The organism is bacterium (assembly GCA_030018315.1).
Lineage (GTDB): Bacteria > Hydrothermota > UBA3073 > JACQXS01 > JAGMCI01 > JASEGA01.
The window spans coordinates 117,138-136,082 of sequence record JASEGA010000001.1; the positions used below are offsets into that span (position 1 = coordinate 117,138).

18 protein-coding genes are annotated in these 18,945 nt (G+C 35.8%); 1 reads left to right on the forward strand and 17 read right to left on the reverse strand.

What is annotated here, in order from left to right; translation table 11 throughout:
* The gene (locus tag QMD71_00675; GenBank protein MDI6839362.1) at positions 1-2,313 is read left to right on the forward strand and encodes a spermine synthase; all 2,313 of its coding nucleotides are present in this window, start codon (positions 1-3) and stop codon (positions 2,311-2,313) included.
* Positions 2,314-2,366: 53 nt separating this feature from the next.
* Here the strand turns inward: QMD71_00675 and QMD71_00680 are convergent, their stop codons facing one another.
* From QMD71_00680 to asnB, 17 genes are all read right to left on the reverse strand, one after another.
* Positions 2,367-3,269 (reverse strand): phosphoribosylaminoimidazolesuccinocarboxamide synthase, encoded by a 903-nt coding sequence (locus QMD71_00680; GenBank protein MDI6839363.1) that lies wholly within the window; start codon positions 3,267-3,269, stop codon positions 2,367-2,369.
* The gene (locus QMD71_00685) at positions 3,270-6,032 is read right to left on the reverse strand and encodes a tetratricopeptide repeat protein (GenBank protein MDI6839364.1); all 2,763 of its coding nucleotides are present in this window, start codon (positions 6,030-6,032) and stop codon (positions 3,270-3,272) included.
* Positions 6,029-6,325, reverse strand: coding sequence for a hypothetical protein (locus QMD71_00690; GenBank protein ID MDI6839365.1), 297 nt, complete (start codon positions 6,323-6,325; stop codon positions 6,029-6,031). The genes QMD71_00685 and QMD71_00690 overlap by 4 nt, the downstream gene beginning before the upstream one ends.
* A 22-nt stretch (positions 6,326-6,347) precedes the next feature.
* On the reverse strand, positions 6,348-7,451 hold the full coding sequence (locus QMD71_00695; protein MDI6839366.1) for a diguanylate cyclase: 1,104 nt from the start codon (positions 7,449-7,451) through the stop codon (positions 6,348-6,350).
* Positions 7,452-7,466: 15 nt separating this feature from the next.
* Complete coding sequence (locus QMD71_00700) at positions 7,467-7,844, reverse strand: hypothetical protein (GenBank protein ID MDI6839367.1); 378 nt, start codon at positions 7,842-7,844, stop codon at positions 7,467-7,469.
* 107 nt (positions 7,845-7,951) lie between these two features.
* Positions 7,952-9,064 (reverse strand): MraY family glycosyltransferase, encoded by a 1,113-nt coding sequence (locus QMD71_00705; protein ID MDI6839368.1) that lies wholly within the window; start codon positions 9,062-9,064, stop codon positions 7,952-7,954.
* A complete protein-coding gene (locus QMD71_00710; protein MDI6839369.1) occupies positions 9,048-10,097 on the reverse strand; it encodes a DegT/DnrJ/EryC1/StrS family aminotransferase in 1,050 nt (349 codons plus the stop codon). Before QMD71_00710 ends, QMD71_00705 begins: the two co-directional genes overlap by 17 nt.
* Complete coding sequence (locus QMD71_00715) at positions 10,094-10,708, reverse strand: PIG-L deacetylase family protein (protein MDI6839370.1); 615 nt, start codon at positions 10,706-10,708, stop codon at positions 10,094-10,096. The genes QMD71_00710 and QMD71_00715 overlap by 4 nt, the downstream gene beginning before the upstream one ends.
* Positions 10,709-10,713: 5 nt before the next feature.
* Positions 10,714-11,238: an AAA family ATPase gene (locus tag QMD71_00720; GenBank protein MDI6839371.1), complete on the reverse strand. Its 525-nt coding sequence runs from the start codon at positions 11,236-11,238 to the stop codon at positions 10,714-10,716.
* Positions 11,201-11,509, reverse strand: a complete 309-nt coding sequence (locus tag QMD71_00725) for a hypothetical protein (protein MDI6839372.1) — start codon at positions 11,507-11,509, stop codon at positions 11,201-11,203. Before QMD71_00725 ends, QMD71_00720 begins: the two co-directional genes overlap by 38 nt.
* A 13-nt stretch (positions 11,510-11,522) precedes the next feature.
* Positions 11,523-12,335 carry an AAA family ATPase gene (locus QMD71_00730; GenBank protein ID MDI6839373.1) on the reverse strand — a complete coding sequence of 271 codons (813 nt, stop codon included), beginning with the start codon at positions 12,333-12,335 and terminating at the stop codon, positions 11,523-11,525.
* A 3-nt stretch (positions 12,336-12,338) separates the two neighbouring features.
* Entirely contained in the window at positions 12,339-13,154 is an 816-nt protein-coding gene (locus QMD71_00735) for an AAA family ATPase (GenBank protein MDI6839374.1), read from the reverse strand.
* A complete protein-coding gene (locus QMD71_00740; GenBank protein ID MDI6839375.1) occupies positions 13,130-13,831 on the reverse strand; it encodes a WbqC family protein in 702 nt (233 codons plus the stop codon). The genes QMD71_00735 and QMD71_00740 overlap by 25 nt, the downstream gene beginning before the upstream one ends.
* A gap of 10 nt (positions 13,832-13,841) precedes the next feature.
* A complete protein-coding gene (locus QMD71_00745; protein ID MDI6839376.1) occupies positions 13,842-15,026 on the reverse strand; it encodes a glycosyltransferase family 4 protein in 1,185 nt (394 codons plus the stop codon).
* Entirely contained in the window at positions 15,019-15,882 is an 864-nt protein-coding gene (locus QMD71_00750) for a class I SAM-dependent methyltransferase (protein ID MDI6839377.1), read from the reverse strand. Before QMD71_00750 ends, QMD71_00745 begins: the two co-directional genes overlap by 8 nt.
* 99 nt (positions 15,883-15,981) lie before the next feature.
* A complete protein-coding gene (locus tag QMD71_00755) occupies positions 15,982-17,010 on the reverse strand; it encodes a glycosyltransferase family 9 protein (GenBank protein ID MDI6839378.1) in 1,029 nt (342 codons plus the stop codon).
* Positions 17,011-17,013: 3 nt separating this feature from the next.
* The gene (asnB, locus tag QMD71_00760) at positions 17,014-18,945 is read right to left on the reverse strand and encodes an asparagine synthase (glutamine-hydrolyzing) (GenBank protein ID MDI6839379.1); all 1,932 of its coding nucleotides are present in this window, start codon (positions 18,943-18,945) and stop codon (positions 17,014-17,016) included.

Below are 18,945 nucleotides of genomic sequence, written 5' to 3' on the forward strand. Positions count from 1 at the left end.
ATGAATAAACGCATCATTTTTGCTATATTAGTAACAGGATTTAGTGGTATGGTTGCACAGTTGTTGCTAATCAGAGAATTGTTGATAACATTTTATGGAAACGAGCTCTCCATAGGGATTATGCTTGCTAACTGGCTTATATTAGAGGCAGCTGGCTGTGTTTCCATTAGAAGGAAAATTGAACATATGGAGAGAAGAGTTGAGTTATTCATTGGACTTCAGCTTATCTTTTCATTATGTCTACCATTAGTAATTTACTTAGCCCGTACATTAAAGGAAATTATCGGAGTCACTTCAGGTGAATCTTTAGGTCTATTACCTATTTCTTTTTATTCTTTTCTTATCCTCCTTCCTATAGCTTTTACTCATGGTGCATTATTTACTTTCAACTGTAAGATATATTCACTGGTATCAAAAGGAGGTGACTCTCAATCTGTAAATGGACAGTCAATTGGTAAGGTATATGTTTATGAGACAGTTGGTACAATTATAGGTGGAATTATTTTTACTTATCTTCTTATTCCTTATTTTCACTCTTTCAATATAGTATTTGGAATAACTTTATTAAATTTTGCAATATGTATACTCTTGCTTGGACACTTCTGGCAAAGGAGGGCAGCACTCTCTAACAAAATCTTGGGTAGTATCTCATTAATACTTTTTGTCCTGTATACTTACACTATTATTGGCACATTGGCGGATAATATCCATATGCTTTCAGCTAGACATCAATGGAAACAGCAAAATGTAGTTTATTACCAGAACTCAATCTACGGTAATGTGGCAGTGACAGAAAGAAGTAAACAATACACCTTTTTCTCAAACGGAATACCAATCGTCGTAGCCCCTATCCCAGATATAGCATTTGTTGAAGAATTTGTTCACCTACCAATGCTTTCACATAAAAATCCAAAAGAGATACTTATTATCAGTGGTGGAGCAGGTGGTGTGATAAATGAAATCCTAAAACATCAAGTAGAAAGAATTGACTATGTTGAACTTGACCCTTTATTATTGAAAGTAATCAAACAGTTTACTACACCATTGACTGAAAAGGAACTCACCAGTTATAGAGTAAATATTGAATATTTAGATGGTAGATTATTTATTAAAAGGACATCAAATAAATACGATATTGTTATGGTCGGACTATTTGAGCCTTCAGACTTACAAGTAAATCGCCTTTTTACGAGAGAGTTCTTCTATTTAGTCAAAAATAAATTGAAAGAAGATGGTATATTAGTTGTCGGATTGCCGGGCTCTTTAACTTACTTAAATAAGGAATTGAAGAATCTCAATGCTTGTATTCTTAATACACTTGAAGCAGTTTATCCTTATGTTCAGGTAATTCCCGGTGATTTTAATTTATTTTTGGCTTCAACCTCTAATAAAATTACTTTAATCAACCATAATTTACTCAGCCACAGGCTGAATGGAAGAGAACTCAAAGTAAGCCTTATAACACCGCCACATATTGAGTATAGACTACACAAAAGATGGCTTAATTGGTTTTTGACTTCAATTGAAAACAGTACAAAGAAGATAAATGATGACTTCTCTCCAATAGGGGTATTCTATAGTCTCTCCTATTGGAATGCTATGTTTTCACCTAATATAAGGGAGATTTTCAATAGGATTGAGCGTGTAAATTTATTGCTATTTGCTATTTTGCTTTCTATATTTACTATACCATTTTTAATTGTTTGTCTTAAAATTAAAAGATTTGCTTATATAGGTGTTCCATTATGTATCGGTACCACAGGTTTTGCTGGTATGATATTTGATTTAGCGCTCGTCTTCACATTTCAGGTACTCTATGGATATATCTTCCGACAGATAGGACTTTTAGTGACTACGTTTATGGTTGGAATAGCAGTTGGTGGGATAACTATGACTTCATTTTTGGGACGAATCAAGAAAGACTTTATATCTTTTACTGAGTTAGAAGTGGCTATAATTCTTTTCTCTATATTACTTCCATTGATATTTCTTAAATTTAGTCCACACTTGGAACAGTCAGCAGTCCGGCACATAAATTTATGTGCCGGACTATTTCTTGTCATGGCCTTCTTTTCCGGTATCCTCATTGGTGCAGAATTCCCATTAGCTAACAAGATATATTTAAAAACTTCTAATAACTTAAGTGGAACTGCTGGTCTACTTTATGGGGCAGACCTATTTGGGGGCTGGATAGGTGGTATTGTTGGTAGCGTAGTGCTATTGCCTGTTTTGGGGTTATTGAAGACTTGTATAGTAGTAATTATGCTTAAAGTAAGTAGTCTCATTATACTTATCACTTCAACTAAGAAGTAGACATAACTTGCTCTTTCTTTTAACTCTTTGTCTTCATTCTCGCTTCCCATTTCTTAATTCTCACTTCTCTCACTAACAAGCCTATTTTGGACTTCAAGGTATTTATCATGTGTTTTCTTTACTATCTCAGGTGGAAGAGTTGGAGCTGGTGGAGTCTTGTTCCAGCCTAAACTTTCTAAATAATCTCTTACAAATTGTTTGTCAAAACTCTTTTGTGCCCTACCAGGTTCATAATCAGCTTTTGACCAGAACCTCGAAGAATCAGGAGTTAACAGCTCATCTACAAGTATAATTTCGTCTCCTATCTTGCCTGTCGGCAGATAGGTCTTACCAAACTCAAACTTAGTATCCGCAATTATAATACCACATTTTTCAGCATAGGTTGAGGCAAACTTGTAAATCTCAATACTCTTTAATTTTATGAATTGTGCAGTTTCATTCCCTAATATTTTTTCAAATTCTGTTTGAGTTAATGGGATATCGTGTCCAGTAGTTGCCTTTGTCGTAGGAGTAAAGATTGGCTCAAAAAGCTTTGATGACTCAACTAAACCTTCAGGCAATCTTATTCCACACACAACACCTTTTTCTTTATATTCCCTCCACCCAGAGCCAGCCAGCCAACCCCTCACTACACATTCTACAGGAAGAACAGCTGCTTTCTTTACAAGCATAGAACGACCTAAAATAAGATTCTTATACTTCCTCACCATAGCAGGAAACTGTGATACTTTAGTTGTTATCAAGTGATTGGGAATGATGTGTTTTGTAAGATTGAACCAAAATTCACATAGAGAAGTCAGAATTTTACCCTTTTCAGGTATCTCAGTTGGAATTACACAGTCAAATGCTGAAATCCTATCTGTCGCTATAATAAGTAGTTCATTACCAAAGTCGTACAGGTCTCTTACTTTACCACACTTAAAAATGGGAATATTGAGGAGTTCCATATTTAGCATTCATAATTTAGAATCCAGCATTTTTCCTATATAGGTTTGGACATAGCTCTTAAAACTACTTAAGTGCTCTTCAGGTATTTGGGGAAATTGTTTATACAAACACTCTTTTAATTCATTAAGCCATTCTTTTTTACCACTACACTCATACATAAACCAATAACCTTTCCACATAATGGGTAAAGATTCCGTCTTGCTACCAATCTCAATCATTCTTTTAGCATAGTTCTCAATTTTAGCAATCTCCTCCTTTTTATTGCTTTTTGCAAGTATCTTACACAACCGCAAGCAAGCAGTTGCTTCACTCATTTGCTCACCAAGTTCAATTGCTTTGTTCAATACTTCCTCAGCAAACCCGATTGCATTTTTAAAGTCGCCGTCTAATTCATAAAGTTTAGACTCAGCAAGTCTTAAATCAAGCATAGGTTTTATACTCTTTAGCTCAGCTACAGTTTTTTCTACCTTTTGTTTCAAAGCTTTTGCACTACCCAAATCACTTTTTCCTATATGGGCTTGAATCATCATTATAAGTGTGGATGCAATTCCACCCTTTGCACCAATTTGCTCAAATAGTTTTAGCGATTGCTGAAAGTAACTCAATGCCTCTTTGTAGTTACCTAAATCCTGATACATGCCACCAATCTCCATAATTGAATCTGCTTCGCCTCTCTTACCACCCGTTTCTTGGTATATTTTCAATGATTGCTGAAAGTAAATAAGTGCTTTCTTATAGTTACCTAACAAAGAATATACAGTACCAATGTTATTGAAAGCCAGTGCTTCACCTGCTCTATTACCTATCTGCTGACTTATCATCAGTGATTGCTGATAACAGGTCAATGCCTCTTTATAATTGCTCAGATTATCATATATATTACCAATGTTATTGAAAGCCATTGCCTCATTTACTCTATCACCTATCTGCTGGCTTATCTTCAGTGATTGCTGATAATAGGTGAATGCTCCTTTGTAGTCACTTAAATTAAAATATATAATCCCAATATTATTGAGACAGTTCGCCTCACCTTGTCTATCACCTATCTCTGGTCTTATTTTTAGTGATTGTTGAAAGTAATTTAGTGCTTCATTATACTCACCCAGATTGTAATATACAGCACCAATGTTATTGAGAGAATAGGCCTCATTCTGCCTATCACATATTTCACGGGATATTTTCAATGATTGTTGAAAGTAATTCAAAGCCTCAACAGAGTTTCCCAAATGAAAGTATGCAATACCAATCCGATTGAGTGACTCTGCTTTACCTTTCTCACATTTCAGCTCTATGTATATATCTAATGCACTTCTGGCTAATTTTAGCGATTCTTCATATTTGCTAAGTGCAGTGAAAATAATAGCTTTGTGTGTAAGACAGTCTGCCTCTGTTTTCCTATTGTTCGTCTTATTTGCTATAAGAAGCGCTTCATCTATGTCTACAAGTGCAGGTTGAGTTTGCCCTATTAGAGTATAGACTTTTGAGCGTTCTTTTAAAACGCTAATTTGTAATTCAGTGTCCACGATTAGCTTACCTTCTATACCCACCACAGAGAGGATTCTGGTATAGTATTCTATCTCTTGTTGATTAGCGTATATAGCTCTTGCCTGTTTAGCTGCCTTTTCTGTATAGTCAAGTGCCTTTTGCCAGTCTTCACCTTTAAAATAATGCCATGAAAGTAAACCGTAGTAATCATCAAGTCTGTCCTTGAACAACACCTCTGTACATTCGCCAACCCTACGATGTAGCTCAATTCGCCTCTTTTTTAAAAGGCTGTTGTAAGCTACCTCTTGAGTCAGTATATGTTTGAACAGATATTCCAATTCTACTAATATTTGCTTTAAAATAAATTGCCTATCTTCCAATAGGTTGAGTGATTTATCAAGTTCTTCTGAGATATCACCTCGAGTTGCATCAGATGCATACTTTAGAACCCGATATAAGAAGCTATGTCCTATAACAGATGCGGTCTGTAAAACTTGTTTAGTATTGTCATCAAGTTTATCTATTCTTGAAGCAATCACACTATGGACAGTATCCGGGACATCAATTTCTTTTATATCAATAGTCAACTGCCATAATCCGTTTTCTTCTCTTAATACCTTATAGTCAATAAGAGAACGGATTAGTTCTTCTACATAAAATGGGTTACCTTCAGATTTATCAAGAATTAGTTTCTTTAAACTATCAGGTACACTCGGTATGTCAAGAAGATTATTTATTAACCCGTTATTATCATCTTCAGGCAGTGGCGTAAGGTTTATTTCAACATAGTTATCCGGTATTCTTTTCTTAGCACACTCCATCAAGTGGACACAGCTACCTTCTTTTTTTGACCTAAAAAGAGAAATAATAAGAAACGGTGCAGATATAACGCCATTTAACAGAAATTCAAGTAAATCAAGTGATGCTGTATCTATCCAGTGTAGGTCTTCAAGTACAAGAATCAATGGACATTTCTTACTTATTGTAATGAATAAATCACGAAGTGACACAAATACCTCAAGTTTTAATGTTTCAGAATTAAGATATTTTACTTTATCTATATATTTATTATCAAGTTTAAGTGAAAGAAAAGTGCAAAGATATGGGATTAGCTCATTTGAGCGTTCACCAAACAGGGATGCGAGACAACTGGTTAGTTTATCTTTTATCTGAGCTTCATTATCTGATTCTGTTATCTCAAGATAAGACTTTACAATCTCAAGAAATGGCCAGTATGGGATTGATTTACCATAAGAGAGACAGTGACCTTCAAGCCAACAAATCATATTTCCTTGATTTTTATTGTCATTGCGAGCGATAGCGAAGCAATCTCTTGAATCATCTTAGAGAGCTCAGTTATAGAAAGTAGCTGTAATTGTATCTCTTTTGATAGTTTGATGATATCGGATAGCTCTGTCCTAGTAGCTTCTCTGATAACCCCAAATATTAAGATACGAAATATGTGAATATTTTGTACCAAATAGTGAAGTAGAGAAAGACTTGCCTCATCTACTAAATGCAAGTTGTCTAAAAATAGGATAACAGGAGACTCCTCTGAGATAGTTGTAAGTAAACCCATAACTCCTTCAAAAAGATAAGCTTTAGAAGCATTCGGGGACTGTCCCCGAATGGCTCAGTAAAAATGGAGGTACACGGCCGAGTGCCTTTTGAGCATTTTTTGAAAGTCTCCCAGACTTGTAAAGGTTTGTAAAAATAATTTTAAACGGTTCATATGGAGTAGATGGTAAAGCGTAACAGGAAGTGGCAAGAATTTGAGCGCCCTTAAATTTAACTATATCTAAAAATTCGTTAGCTAATCTTGTTTTGCCTACCCCTGCAGCTCCACTTATGAAAATTACCTTTCCATCACCCTGCATTACTTGTTTGAACACATCTTCTAATTCTTTTAACTCTCTTTCTCTCCCTATCAACTTTGGAGAATGAATAGATAGATGCACTTTCTCGGGAATACCTATCCCTTTACGAGCTAATTCAAGTAAGAGTTGAGACGTATTTGCATCCTCCGGATATGCAGCTATACCAGTATTTACGGTAAGTCTGATACCATGCTTAAAAGTATAATCTTTAATTATTCCTTTGAGTCTTTCCCCTACACTCAACGCCTCTTCTTTTTCTATTCCGGTGAGCAATAATGCAAACTCATCTCCATTGTATCTGAACAGCATATCTTCTGGACGAGTATTGGTTTTTAAAATCTTAGCTAACTGGATAAGGATTTCATCTCCTGCAGAAGAGCCAAACGAAATGTTTACATCGTTGAATTTGTTGATATCTAAGAAAATTAGCGGCATAGCCAATTTCTTATATTCAGCCTCGCGAATTTTCACTTCTAAATAAGAATTAAGATACTTATAGTCGTGAAGTCCTGTTAGGGAATCGGTAGTTTCTTCTGGCTTTTCTATTTCAACTTCATGTAGAAGTGGTGGCGTAACTTTCTCCTCCATAATGATACGCTCTGTTGCCTCAATTCCCTTTAGTGTTGCAATAGCATGTTCAAGATATTGCTCAGCTAAATGAGGAGAAATCTGTTCAATAGTAGCAGTAACTTTGGGTGGCTCTTTTTTGGCTGGACCTAATTCTTTTGCTCTCTTAATACCCTGCTCAAAGTATAATTCAGTGAGCTCATTTTTCACTGCTTGATTATCAGGAAATTTTTGTGCTATATATTCATAAGCCTCAATCACTTTATCTATATTATTCTACATTCGTTTACGGTTTGCATATTCAATAAGGCTGGTCATTGCCACCAACGGTAATCCAAGTTCACCATACAGTTTACCCAGTTGATTATATATCTCCACTCTATCAGGTTCTATCCTTAGTATCTTATTCCCAATAGCAATGGCATTATTATATAACGATTCCTTTTCATAAGCTAACATGGCTTGCTCATAAGAAATGATTGCATCTTCTATCAAGCCTGCTACCCGATAAGTATCCCCCATATTGTTAAGGAGCTCAGGGTCATCCAGATGTGTTTCCAGTAGCCGATGATATTCAGAAATTGCTTCCTGATACTTACCTTTACGAATAAGTTCTCTTATCTTTTGCTCTACACGTCCTTTAGTCGCCATCATAATGAACTTTATACCCTACTTTGAGTGATGTCAAGAAAAATGCTAACTAAAATTTTAAATTCTATTTTATGGATTTTGACACAAACTGTGTGGGGTCATCAGGCAATTCATGATGACTGTTCTTTCTTTATTACCATTAAGAAAGTTAACAAACCAAATATAACGATAGCTTGGAATAAGAGAAATAATACATTTGATAAAGAAAGAGAAGTTCTTAAGACCATTGCTCCTAAACCAAAACAGACACTTATCAAGTATATGAAAATAACTACTTGACGATAGGTGAAACCAAGCTTAAGTAATCTGTGATGAAGATGGTCCTTGCCCACATACTCTATTATCTCTCTCAAAGTCTTCGTCTCTTTATTTATTATCCTAGAGACAATTATAAACATCATATCAAATATAAAAATTCCAAAGATTAAAAGGGGTACACTCAGAGCCTTAACTCCTACAGTTGACCATTCGCCCATTACAGCAAGAGCCCCAAGAGTAAATCCAAGAAAGCTTGACCCCGCATTCCCTAAGAATATGCTTGCTGGATAGAAGTTATACAATAGGAAGCCAACACATCCACCAATTAAGGCAGCGCCAAGATAACCAAAATATGACTGATGAGTCTGTAGGGCAACTAATAAGAAAAAGGAAGCTACAATAGCTACCATACCTGCGGCTAAGCCATCTATTCCATCAAAGAAATTGACTGCGTTAATAATCAAAATGATCCAAAACATGGTTATTATAAACTCACCAACCTTCCCCCATAGTACGTTGGGTAAAAAGGATATCATAACTCCATACCTTGCAAGAATCAGACAGGCAATGACTTGAATCAATAGTCTCACTGAAGCTGGTATAGGTTTTATGTCATCAATAAATCCTGTTACAAAAAGGAGAGTCCCACCAAGACAAACTCCTTTAAGTAAAAGTGAGAAGCGAAAGTTTACAAGGATAACCAAAGCAAATGCAGCAAAAATAGCAGCCCCTCCAAGTAAAGGCATTGGGCTAATGTGAATCTTACGGGGAGATGGATAATCTAAGATTTTCAATTTGAGAGCTATATTCCTTGATACAGGCGTAAAAGATACAGAAAGTAAGAAGGTAGCACAAAAGATGAAAAAACATTGCCAAAAGAAAATCCCTTTTAATCCACCTATGTGGAGCAATACAAAGGGCACTACTGCTACGGGTACCAGAATGAGATTAAGATAGCCTTTCATTTACTCGCTGTAACGCCTTAATTATAGAATCTATCTCTCTTGTTTGAAGAGATGGGTATATTGGGATAGAGATAGCAGATTGATAAACTTGGTCAGCAGAATCAAAACCTGTTAGCCCCAGGTATCTATGTAAAGGTCTATATACAGGTATATCACACATTACACCCTTTCTCTTTAGTGCTTCTAAATAAACTCTTACATCACTTTTAATTTTTACAACATATCTATAAAATATATGCTCTCTATCTACACAAGAAACTGGAAGTGTAAAATTGCAGTCCGATAAAGAAGCATTATACATGCCTGCTATCTTCTTTCTTCTTGCAATAAAGAAAGGCAGTTTGGCAAGCTGACTCAAAATTAGAGACGCTTCTACATCTGTCATTTTATAATTAAATCTTACTTTAAAGTCATCTTTTGCATCGTAGTCTCTCAAGTCCTTTATTTTTGAGAGTAGTTTACTTTCAGTAGATAAAACCATACCACCCTCACCTCCAGTTATCACTTTAGTAGCATAGAATGAGAAAACAGAGATAATACCAAAACTACCAGTTTTCTTACCCTTATAATGTGCTCCTACAGAATGAGCGCAATCCTCTATTATAGGAAGACCAATCTTTAGTAATTCATCAATATTAGCTGGCTGACCAAACATATGTGGAACAATTATTACTTTAGTCTTTTTAGTAAGTTTTTTTCTGACATCAGAAACTTTCAAATTAAAGGTATCCTCATCTATATCTACAAGCACTGGTTTTGCCCCTACATAGTATATAGTATTTAAAGGGGCAGTACAAACATAGGTCGGAAGAATTACCTCATCTCCATCATTTATTTCCAGAGCTATAAGGGCAAGGTGTAATGCAGCTGTCCCAGAAGAGGTAGCTACACCCGGCTGCATCCCTATATATGAACTAAATTCTAATTCAAGCTCCCTTACTTTGTTACCTTGAGCTATGTAACCGGATTTAATTGTTTCTATTACAGCCTTTACATCAGAATCATCTATTGTAGGTCTTGAGTGTGAAATCATATCTCTATAGCATATCTAAATGAAATAAAGCCTTCGGCATATTTTATTTTACCCTGAAAGCCCCTATAACTGGCAATTGAACGAACAGCCTCTAACATATCAAGCCCAGTTGGGTATGACCTTTTAACCTGTGATTTATGTATACCTAACAGTTTTATCTTTTCCTCTAATATATCTTCTATATTAACAAAGATATTAGGCTCAAAATTTTGTGATGTGTAGTCTTCATAAAAGAGTACCCTTTTTACATACCTTGCAGCCGCTATTACACATTCACTGCAAGCACGGTGGTCCTGGTGGTCATCTTTATAGTAGTTAACATATACCTCATCTGGCTCTACTTCTTTTATTACACTGTCAAGTTTGGAGATTAACGCCCTGCCCGTAGGAATCTTCGTATCCTTAAATTGACCCCAAAATAGTTTCTTTGTTCTTAGGACTTTTGCTGCCTTTTCTTGCTCAATTTTTCTGATATTACTATCACCACCCAATTCACCAAAAGTCAAAACAAGTAGGTATATTTTGTCACCCCTATCTCTATATTTCAATAGAGTACCACCACATCCATACTCTATATCATCAGGATGCGCACCTATGGCTAAAATATTCATTAATGCTATAAACTATCTATTGCTTCTTTTACTATCTCATTATCTATACTTTTAACTTTTTTAACAAAACCAGTAAATAAGCACATGTCACAAATTTGATTTATCCGACGTGGAATACCACCAGCTCTGTCAAAAACCAACCCTAAAGCAGAGAGAGTAAAAAGCTCATTATCACAACCAGCCACTTTTAAGCGATGTTTTACATAGTTAACTGTATCAGCATGATTTAGACCGTCTAAATTATAACGCATAGCAATACGCTGAGCTAATTGCTTATTATCTTCAATTTTTGAATTTAATTCCGGTTGTCCTAATAACACAAGAGTCAGTAAAAATTTATCCTCTAATTGAAAATTTAATAGTAATCTTAACTCTTCAAAAATATTTTTATCTTCAATTGTATGAGCTTCATCAATTACAACTACTGTCTTTTTACCATCTTTAATGTTGTCAGTTAATAGTTTTTCTAAAACAATTAAGATATCGGTCTTCCTATCGGGTAATTCTACACTTTTTAATTGGGTAAGCAATCATTCTCAATAAATCAACATCATTTAAACGTGGATTGTTAACAAAACCAACCTTATAGACATCTTTTTCTAATTCTTCACGAAGAGCATGGCCTAAAACTGTTTTGCCACATCCAAAGATACCTGTCAACATACCTGCACCTTTACCTTCTTTTACCACGTAGATAAGCCTAAATAAAGCTTCCTCATGTTGAGGTGACCGATATAGGAAACGAGGGTCAGGTGTGTTCTCAAAAGGCTTCTCTCTTAGCCTCCAATATTCTTTATACATTAAAGCTTTCTATTTATTCTTCTAAAGTATCGGCTACTTCTTGAATAATGTCATTGTCTATTGTTTTTAAATTCTTGCTAAAACCTGTAAGGAGTGCCAAATCGCAGATATGATTTATTCTCCTTGGAATACCACCTGATTTTTCATAGACAAGCTTACAGGCACTATCTGTAAAGATATCAACACCTCCTACTATCTTCAGCCGATGAGCGATATATTGCTCTGTGTCGGCATAAGTTAAACTATCCAAGCGGCACTTAATAGCAATCCTCTGTGCTAATTGTTTATTGGCATCTATACTCTTCTTCAATTCTGGCTGTCCTAAGAGCAATAAAGTCAAAAGGAATCTATCTTCGAGTTGAAAGTTTAGAATCAGCCTTAATTCTTCCCATACATCCTTATCTTCAATGATGTGAGCCTCATCGATAATGACCACCGTCTTCTTACCATCCCTCATATTGTCTTGCAATATTGAGTTTAGAGTATCCAATATCACATTGGATAGCACCTCTGTCTTTTTAGTAGGTAGACCCTTAGCTCCTAAACCGCTGGCAATAGCCATCAAAAGCTCTATATGGCTGAGATGGGGATTAGTTATAAAAGCTGTTTTATATATATCCTTTCCCAATTCTTTTAGGAGTGTCCGTCCCAGAAGAGTCTTACCGCATCCAAATATACCTGTTAATACTCCTGCCCCTTTGCTTTCTCTTACTGCATAAATAAGTCTAAACAAAGCCTCTTCATGTTGAGGTGACCGATAAAAGAAACGAGGGTCAGGTGTGTTCTCAAAAGGCTTCTCTTTTAATCCCCAGTATTTTTCATACATTGTTCAAAGTATAAGAGCTTCCACTGCTTCTTGAATAATCCTTTCATCTACTTTATCTGCCTTCTTATCGAACCCCACAACCAGGCTCATATCACAAATTTGATTAATTCTCCGTGGAATGCCTCCAGAGTTTTCATAGACGGGCTTAAGGCACTGCTCGGTAAATATAGAGCTCCTTCCTCCTGCTACTTCCAGCCGATGAGCTATATAACCCCATGTCTCCTCCTGGCTCAAAGGATCCAAATGGTATCCCATAGCTATTCGCTGGGCCAACTGCTTATTCTTGCGAATCTTTTCCCTCAACTCGGGTTGACCCATAAGCAAGAGTGTTAGAAGGAACCTGTCCTCAAATTGGAAGTTCAAAATTAACCTCAATTCTTCAAAGACGTCTATATCGTCTATCACATGAGCTTCATCTACAATGACTACCGTTTCTTTGCCATCTTTTACATTATTAACCAAGATATTATTTATAACCTCCAAAAAATAATCTGACGACATCTCAGTTATTTTCTCCGGCAAGTTCTCGGCACCCAATTGGCGTGCAATAGCCCTTAAGAGCTCTACTGATTTAAGATGGGGATTATTTACAAATGCTATCTGATATATATTTTTATTTAACGCATTGCAAAGCGCCCTCCCAAGAACCGTTTTCCCACAACCAAATACACCCGTTAACATCCCTGCTCCCTTTTCTTCTCTTACTACATAAATAAATCTCGATAAAGCCTCATCATGCTGAGGTGAATGATACAAGAAACGAGGGTCAGGAGTGTTCTCAAATGGCTTCTCTTTTAGTCCCCAATAGGCTTCGTACATTTTTGTAAAATTTTTAAACTGTCTTTACCATAATTGAAAAGTAAATCTATCACTGACATATTTGGCTGAAAATTACCATCCAATTTTACCTGAGGATAAATAGGATGATTAAAATTTTGGAAAACTACCTTTATTTTTTCATTTTCAAATAAACTCAAATCTAAATACTCTCTTGCACCTTCACCAGAAAGATAAATATCAGCTTGCAACTTCTTACAAATATTAACTAACCTATCAGTTTTTTGCCCATCTACCTGTAAGTCTGAAGACTTTACCAATTCAGTCTGTATTCCCAAAAATGTAGCTAAATTCTTAATTAAATAAATATTTAGCTCACACAAATACTCCCATTTCTTGCTATAAACTTCTTCAAAAAAGGCTCTGTAATCTTTAAAATACGGAGTTCCACTATAATTGATGACCAAAGAATGCAAATGTTTTTTCCCCCAATTTGTCTTATTATTAATTAAAACTTCATTAATCTTCTGCCCAAATGTATAATGCACTGGCACTGTCAGCCATTGCCAGCCGTGGGATGTGCTAATTTTATTACGATTCTGCCACTCATTCTTTTTATACTGGACATCATCTAAAAGAACAAAAAAGTCACTCCTCAATAGCTTATCAAAATATCCGAGCCAAGGCAAATATTGAGGCTGATGGATAGCACAAATCATTTCCCCTCTGTCATTGCGAGTCCCGATTTATCGGGACGAAGCAATCCGCTTTTATCTTAACACAGGTTTGTTGAGAAGTCAAAAGATTTTTATATAAATTATCAATTTTTTCTATCATTTTATCTGCTGAATACATAAATGCCCTTTCCTTACCATTTTTTCCCATGTTACTGGCGAGTTCTTTGTCTTTAAGAAGGTGTAGAATTGCCTGAGATAAACTCTCAGAATCCTTTGAAGGAATTAATATCCCAGTAACACCATCCACAACAACAGTTGGTATACCACCTACATTAGTAGCTACAACAGGTAACCCCGATGCCATTGCCTCAATAATTACCCTACCCATACCTTCATTCAATGATGCTAACACAAATATGTCTGAAATGGCGAGTAGCTCCGGAATATCAGCTCTATCTCCCAAGAATAGAACAGTCTCTGTAAGACCAAGCTTACATACCATTCTTTCTAATTTTTTTCTTAGTGGACCATCGCCTACTATTAGAAATTTAGTGTCTGGAATAGTTTCAACTACTTTTTTTGCCGCTTCTATTAAGTACCGGTGCCCTTTCACAGGAACAAGACGTGCATTACAGATAATTACTGGTGAGTTCAAATTGAGACCAAACTCCTCTTTCTTAGCTTTCTTATCAACTTTGACATTAATAAATGGATCAAGCTCTACTCCAGAGTGAACTGTTACGAACTTATCTATGTCGCCAGAAATCTTCAGTGAGAGATAGTCTTTAGTTTCAGCAGGAGTAAGGCATATTATTTTATTAGTAAATTTAGCACTAAATCGCTCAAGTAGGATAAAAATTAAAGTAATACTCTTACTAAAGTATCCATAAAATACATGCCCATGAGGTTTATGGATAATAATAGGACAGCCTGCTAACTTTGCTGCAACTCGTCCTAAGAAGCCTGCCTTTGAAGAATGTGTGTCGACTATATCAAATCGCCCTCTTCTTATGAGTTTGTATAACTCAAATACACATATAAAGTCTTTGATTGGTGAAATATTTCGTACCAGTGACGGAATTACAACTACATTGATACCTAATATGTCTATATCTTTTACTGAGCCTGTAGCTAAAGTTATATCATATTTATCTTGTAAACCCTTTACTTTTAACAATGTACTCTGGGCAGCACCACCCTTATCTAATCTCGTGATAATATAGAGAATCTTAGTCATCAGTTTTTCTTGCAAATACTTCAATGCTGGGAGCAAGAGTAATTTTCCTGAAGCTCAAGAAATATACAAATTGGGCAATAAAATAGATAATTTTCTTAAAAAAGTAAACTTTTAAATCAGACGAAAGAATACTGTAAGGGGCACCAGATGTAGGAAGTGAGCTCAGAACATTAATAGGTGCGAAATGACTCCTTTTAAGTAGTTTCTGTAAAGCTATATTTGAGAAGTTAAAAATATGGAATATATATACTTTCTTGGTGACCAACTTCCCCAGCCCAATAGATGAGAGAAACGAATGAATTCTATAAATCATAATATGAAAATCCGCATTAGGAATTCTAATAAAAAGTATTCCGTTTGGGGCAAGAATTCTTTTTATTTCTTTGAGAACTTTTATAGGGCTCATCATTTCATCTAATACATTACATAAGGTGATAACATCGAAATAATCATTAGAATAATCATTTTCTTCAAAAGGGATTGTCTCAATGTTTAAATTGTAGCGTTGCTTTCCCATTCTGGCAAGTGTCTCGCTAACTTCTACTCCGTAACAATTCCACCCCTTTTCTTTTGTAAGGGATAAAAAATACCCAAAACCGCATCCGATATCTAAAATTCTCCGTGGATGAAGATGCTCTATTTTTGAAAAGAAATTGTTATATAATCTTCTTCGGGAGATTGCGACCAACTCAGAAGGGTCAACCTTTTCATAATATTCAGTTATTTTTTTAAGATATTCCTCTTTATTAATCTGAGGAACCTGATAAATAACCCCACAATTCCTACCCTTGAGTAGAGAATAAAAATCGGTTTTGAGCAAGAGCAAGTTTCTATTACTTCCGCATATATTACACATTCCACTTAAATACCTTTCTTTTTCCATAGTTCTCATGGAGACCATTCTGGACATTTCTATATTAATTTGGACTGCTCCTTAAAGCTGTTCTTCTCAATTTTATCCAAACAATCTTCTCACCCCCGACATCACATCTTCTACTGTTATATCCTTGAAACATCGAAGCTCCTTGCACCTTATAGTAGTCCTTGTTATACCCCTGGATGAATAACATGGGCTACACGGTAAATCTTTTCTTACTATTACCGCATTTTTACCCCAAGGACCACTGTTTTTATAATTAGTTGGCCCAAATATAGCTACTACTGGAGTCCCAACCGCACAGGCAATATGCACTATCCCACTGTCATTACTTACGATTAAGTTGGTCCGTTCTATCAAAGCAGCAAGTTGCCCCAAAGTTGTCTTTCCTGATGCAATTATAGGTTTATGGACCATCAGGCTTGCAACTCTGTTTCCAAGCTCAATTTCATCTTTTCCTCCTAATAATACAATTTTAGCATTGTAATCCTCTACAATTCTATCAGCAAGTTTAGCAAATCGGGTCGGAAGCCAACGCTTGAATCTCGCCTGATACCTACCAGAACCAGAATGTATCCCTACAATAATATCTCCAGATTTTACTCCATATTGGGACAAAAAGTTAACTGCAAATTCTTCGTCTTTCTTGTCAGTATGGATATACAGCTCCTTATCAGAAATATTGACCCCAAGCGCTTTGACAAGATTTAGATTTCCTTCTACTTGATGAGCTTCCTCATTATAAGGTACCTTTATGTTATAAAAGAGCCCTCTTCCTCTTATATTTTCTCCTAATCTAAATTTTGCACCCATTAAGAGGGCAACCAAGCCTGCTTTTACTGGATTAACACCTGTTGCAGTTATGACAAGGTCAAAGCATTTCTTTCTTAAATCACCTATTAGACATAGATTTTTAATAACTCCCTTTCTTAGAATAATAAATTCATTCACAAGTCCACTATTTTGAACTACTTCCCCTGGAGCAGACTCCGACAAAAACAGTGTTATCAAGCTCTTAGGAAAAGCATTTCGTAATGCTTTCAAAGCAGGTGTGAAGAGAATCATTTCACCAATCCCACCCATAAGTATTACCCCAATACTTTTCATTGTCTATCCATGTGGTTTATAATTTGTGCCATTATCAATATAAATTCTGTGCCACATCTCAAGTGTCATAAGAGCCCAAATTTGGTCAGATAAATTTTGCCTCCCCTCATAATGCTCTCTTAACATCCATTGAATATAGTCACAATTAAAATAGCCCCTCCTTTTAATACTTTTACTTGATAGCAAATCTAAAGTCAAATCCTTAAGCTCTGTTTGCAGCCAAGAACCAAGGGGTATCATAAAACCTTGCTTCCTTTTGGTAATTATTTCCTTCGGAAGTAACCGAGAAACAGCCCTTTTTAATAGATATTTTAGTCTTAACCCTTTAATTTTAAGCGAGTACGGAATACTGGCAGACAATTCCAATAACTTATGGTCACAAAAAGGGACTCTTAACTCTAATGAATTTGCCATGCTCATTCTATCACCCATCGCTAATAAGTCATCTACAAGGTAAGTCTTTACATCTAAATAAAATATTCTGTCAAGAAATTCAGAAATCCATTCTTTGTCTAAAAGTTCCTTATGTATTTTAAATGGGTCACTTATTAATAGTTCGTTCTTTAATTCCTCTGTAAATAGCTTATTATAGGCCTCATTATCAAAAAAGGATACCCAGCTTAAATACCTTTCATCCGCAGGTAGTATTCCTCCCCGGATAAATCTTTTAAACCGACCGATAATATCTCCGCTTTCAGTAGATTCTGGAAGTTGATTAGTAAGTCTTAATAAAAGATTCTTACGCATAAAGAGAGGCAACTTTTTGTAATAACGAGCTAACTGCAATCCAATATATCTGGGATAGCCACTAAACGCTTCATCGCCACCAATACCTGAAAGTGCTACAGTAATATGCTTTCTTGCTACTTGTGAAACTAAATAAGTGGATATAGCAGATGAGTCTGCAAAGGGTTCATCAAAATGATGTATTATTTTAGGCAAAAGGTCTACAGCATCAGGTTTAACAATGAATTCGTGATGGTCGGTGCCAAAATGCTTTGCTACAAGACGCGAGTATTTGAGTTCGTTATAAGAAGCAAATCTTTCTTCATATCCTATAGAGAAAGTCTTTACCTTGGCGGTAGGGGTTTGATTAATCAAACCCTCACTCATTAGCCCTACAATAGAGCTTGAATCAATACCACCTGATAGAAAAACACCTAAAGGCACATCGCTTATTAACCTGATTTTGACCGCCTCTTTCAGGAGGTCAAGAATTTGTTCACAATAGTAATCCTCCCTCTGTATCTTACCTTTCGAAAAGCCAAGGTCCCAATATTGAGAAATGTCTATTTCACCATTTATATAACTCAAAGTATGGGCAGGAGGCAGTTTTTTAATCCCTTTAAACATTGATAAAGGTGTAGGAATGTAAAGAAATGTGAGGAAATAGTGCATCCCTACCAAATCTACATCCCTTTTTACCTCCTCGCATTCAAGAAGAGCTTTAATTTCTGAAGCAAAAAGCAAGTTCCCATTAACTAAAGTGTAATACAGTGGTTTTATCCCTAACCTATCTCTTGCCAAAAATAGCTTCTTCTTTTCTTTATCCCAGACAGCAATAGCAAACATACCCCTAAACTTTTTAACACACTCTTCACCGTACTCTTCGTAAGAGTGCACTATAGTCTCAGTATCGCTACGGGTAACAAACTTATGCCCTTCTTTCTCTAATACTTGCTTTAATTCTTTAAAGTTATATATCTCTCCGTTAAAGACTACCCAAATCGTTTTATCCTCGTTGCCCATGGGTTGATGTCCAGTATACAAATCGATGACACTTAACCGTTGTATCCCAATAGCTACATTTTCATCTATATAGAAACCATTATCATCGGGACCCCTATGAACCATTGAATTACACATCCTTTGGAGAAGACCTTCGTCTATTGTCTTGTTTCTATTAGGACCGACAATCCCACATATACCACACAT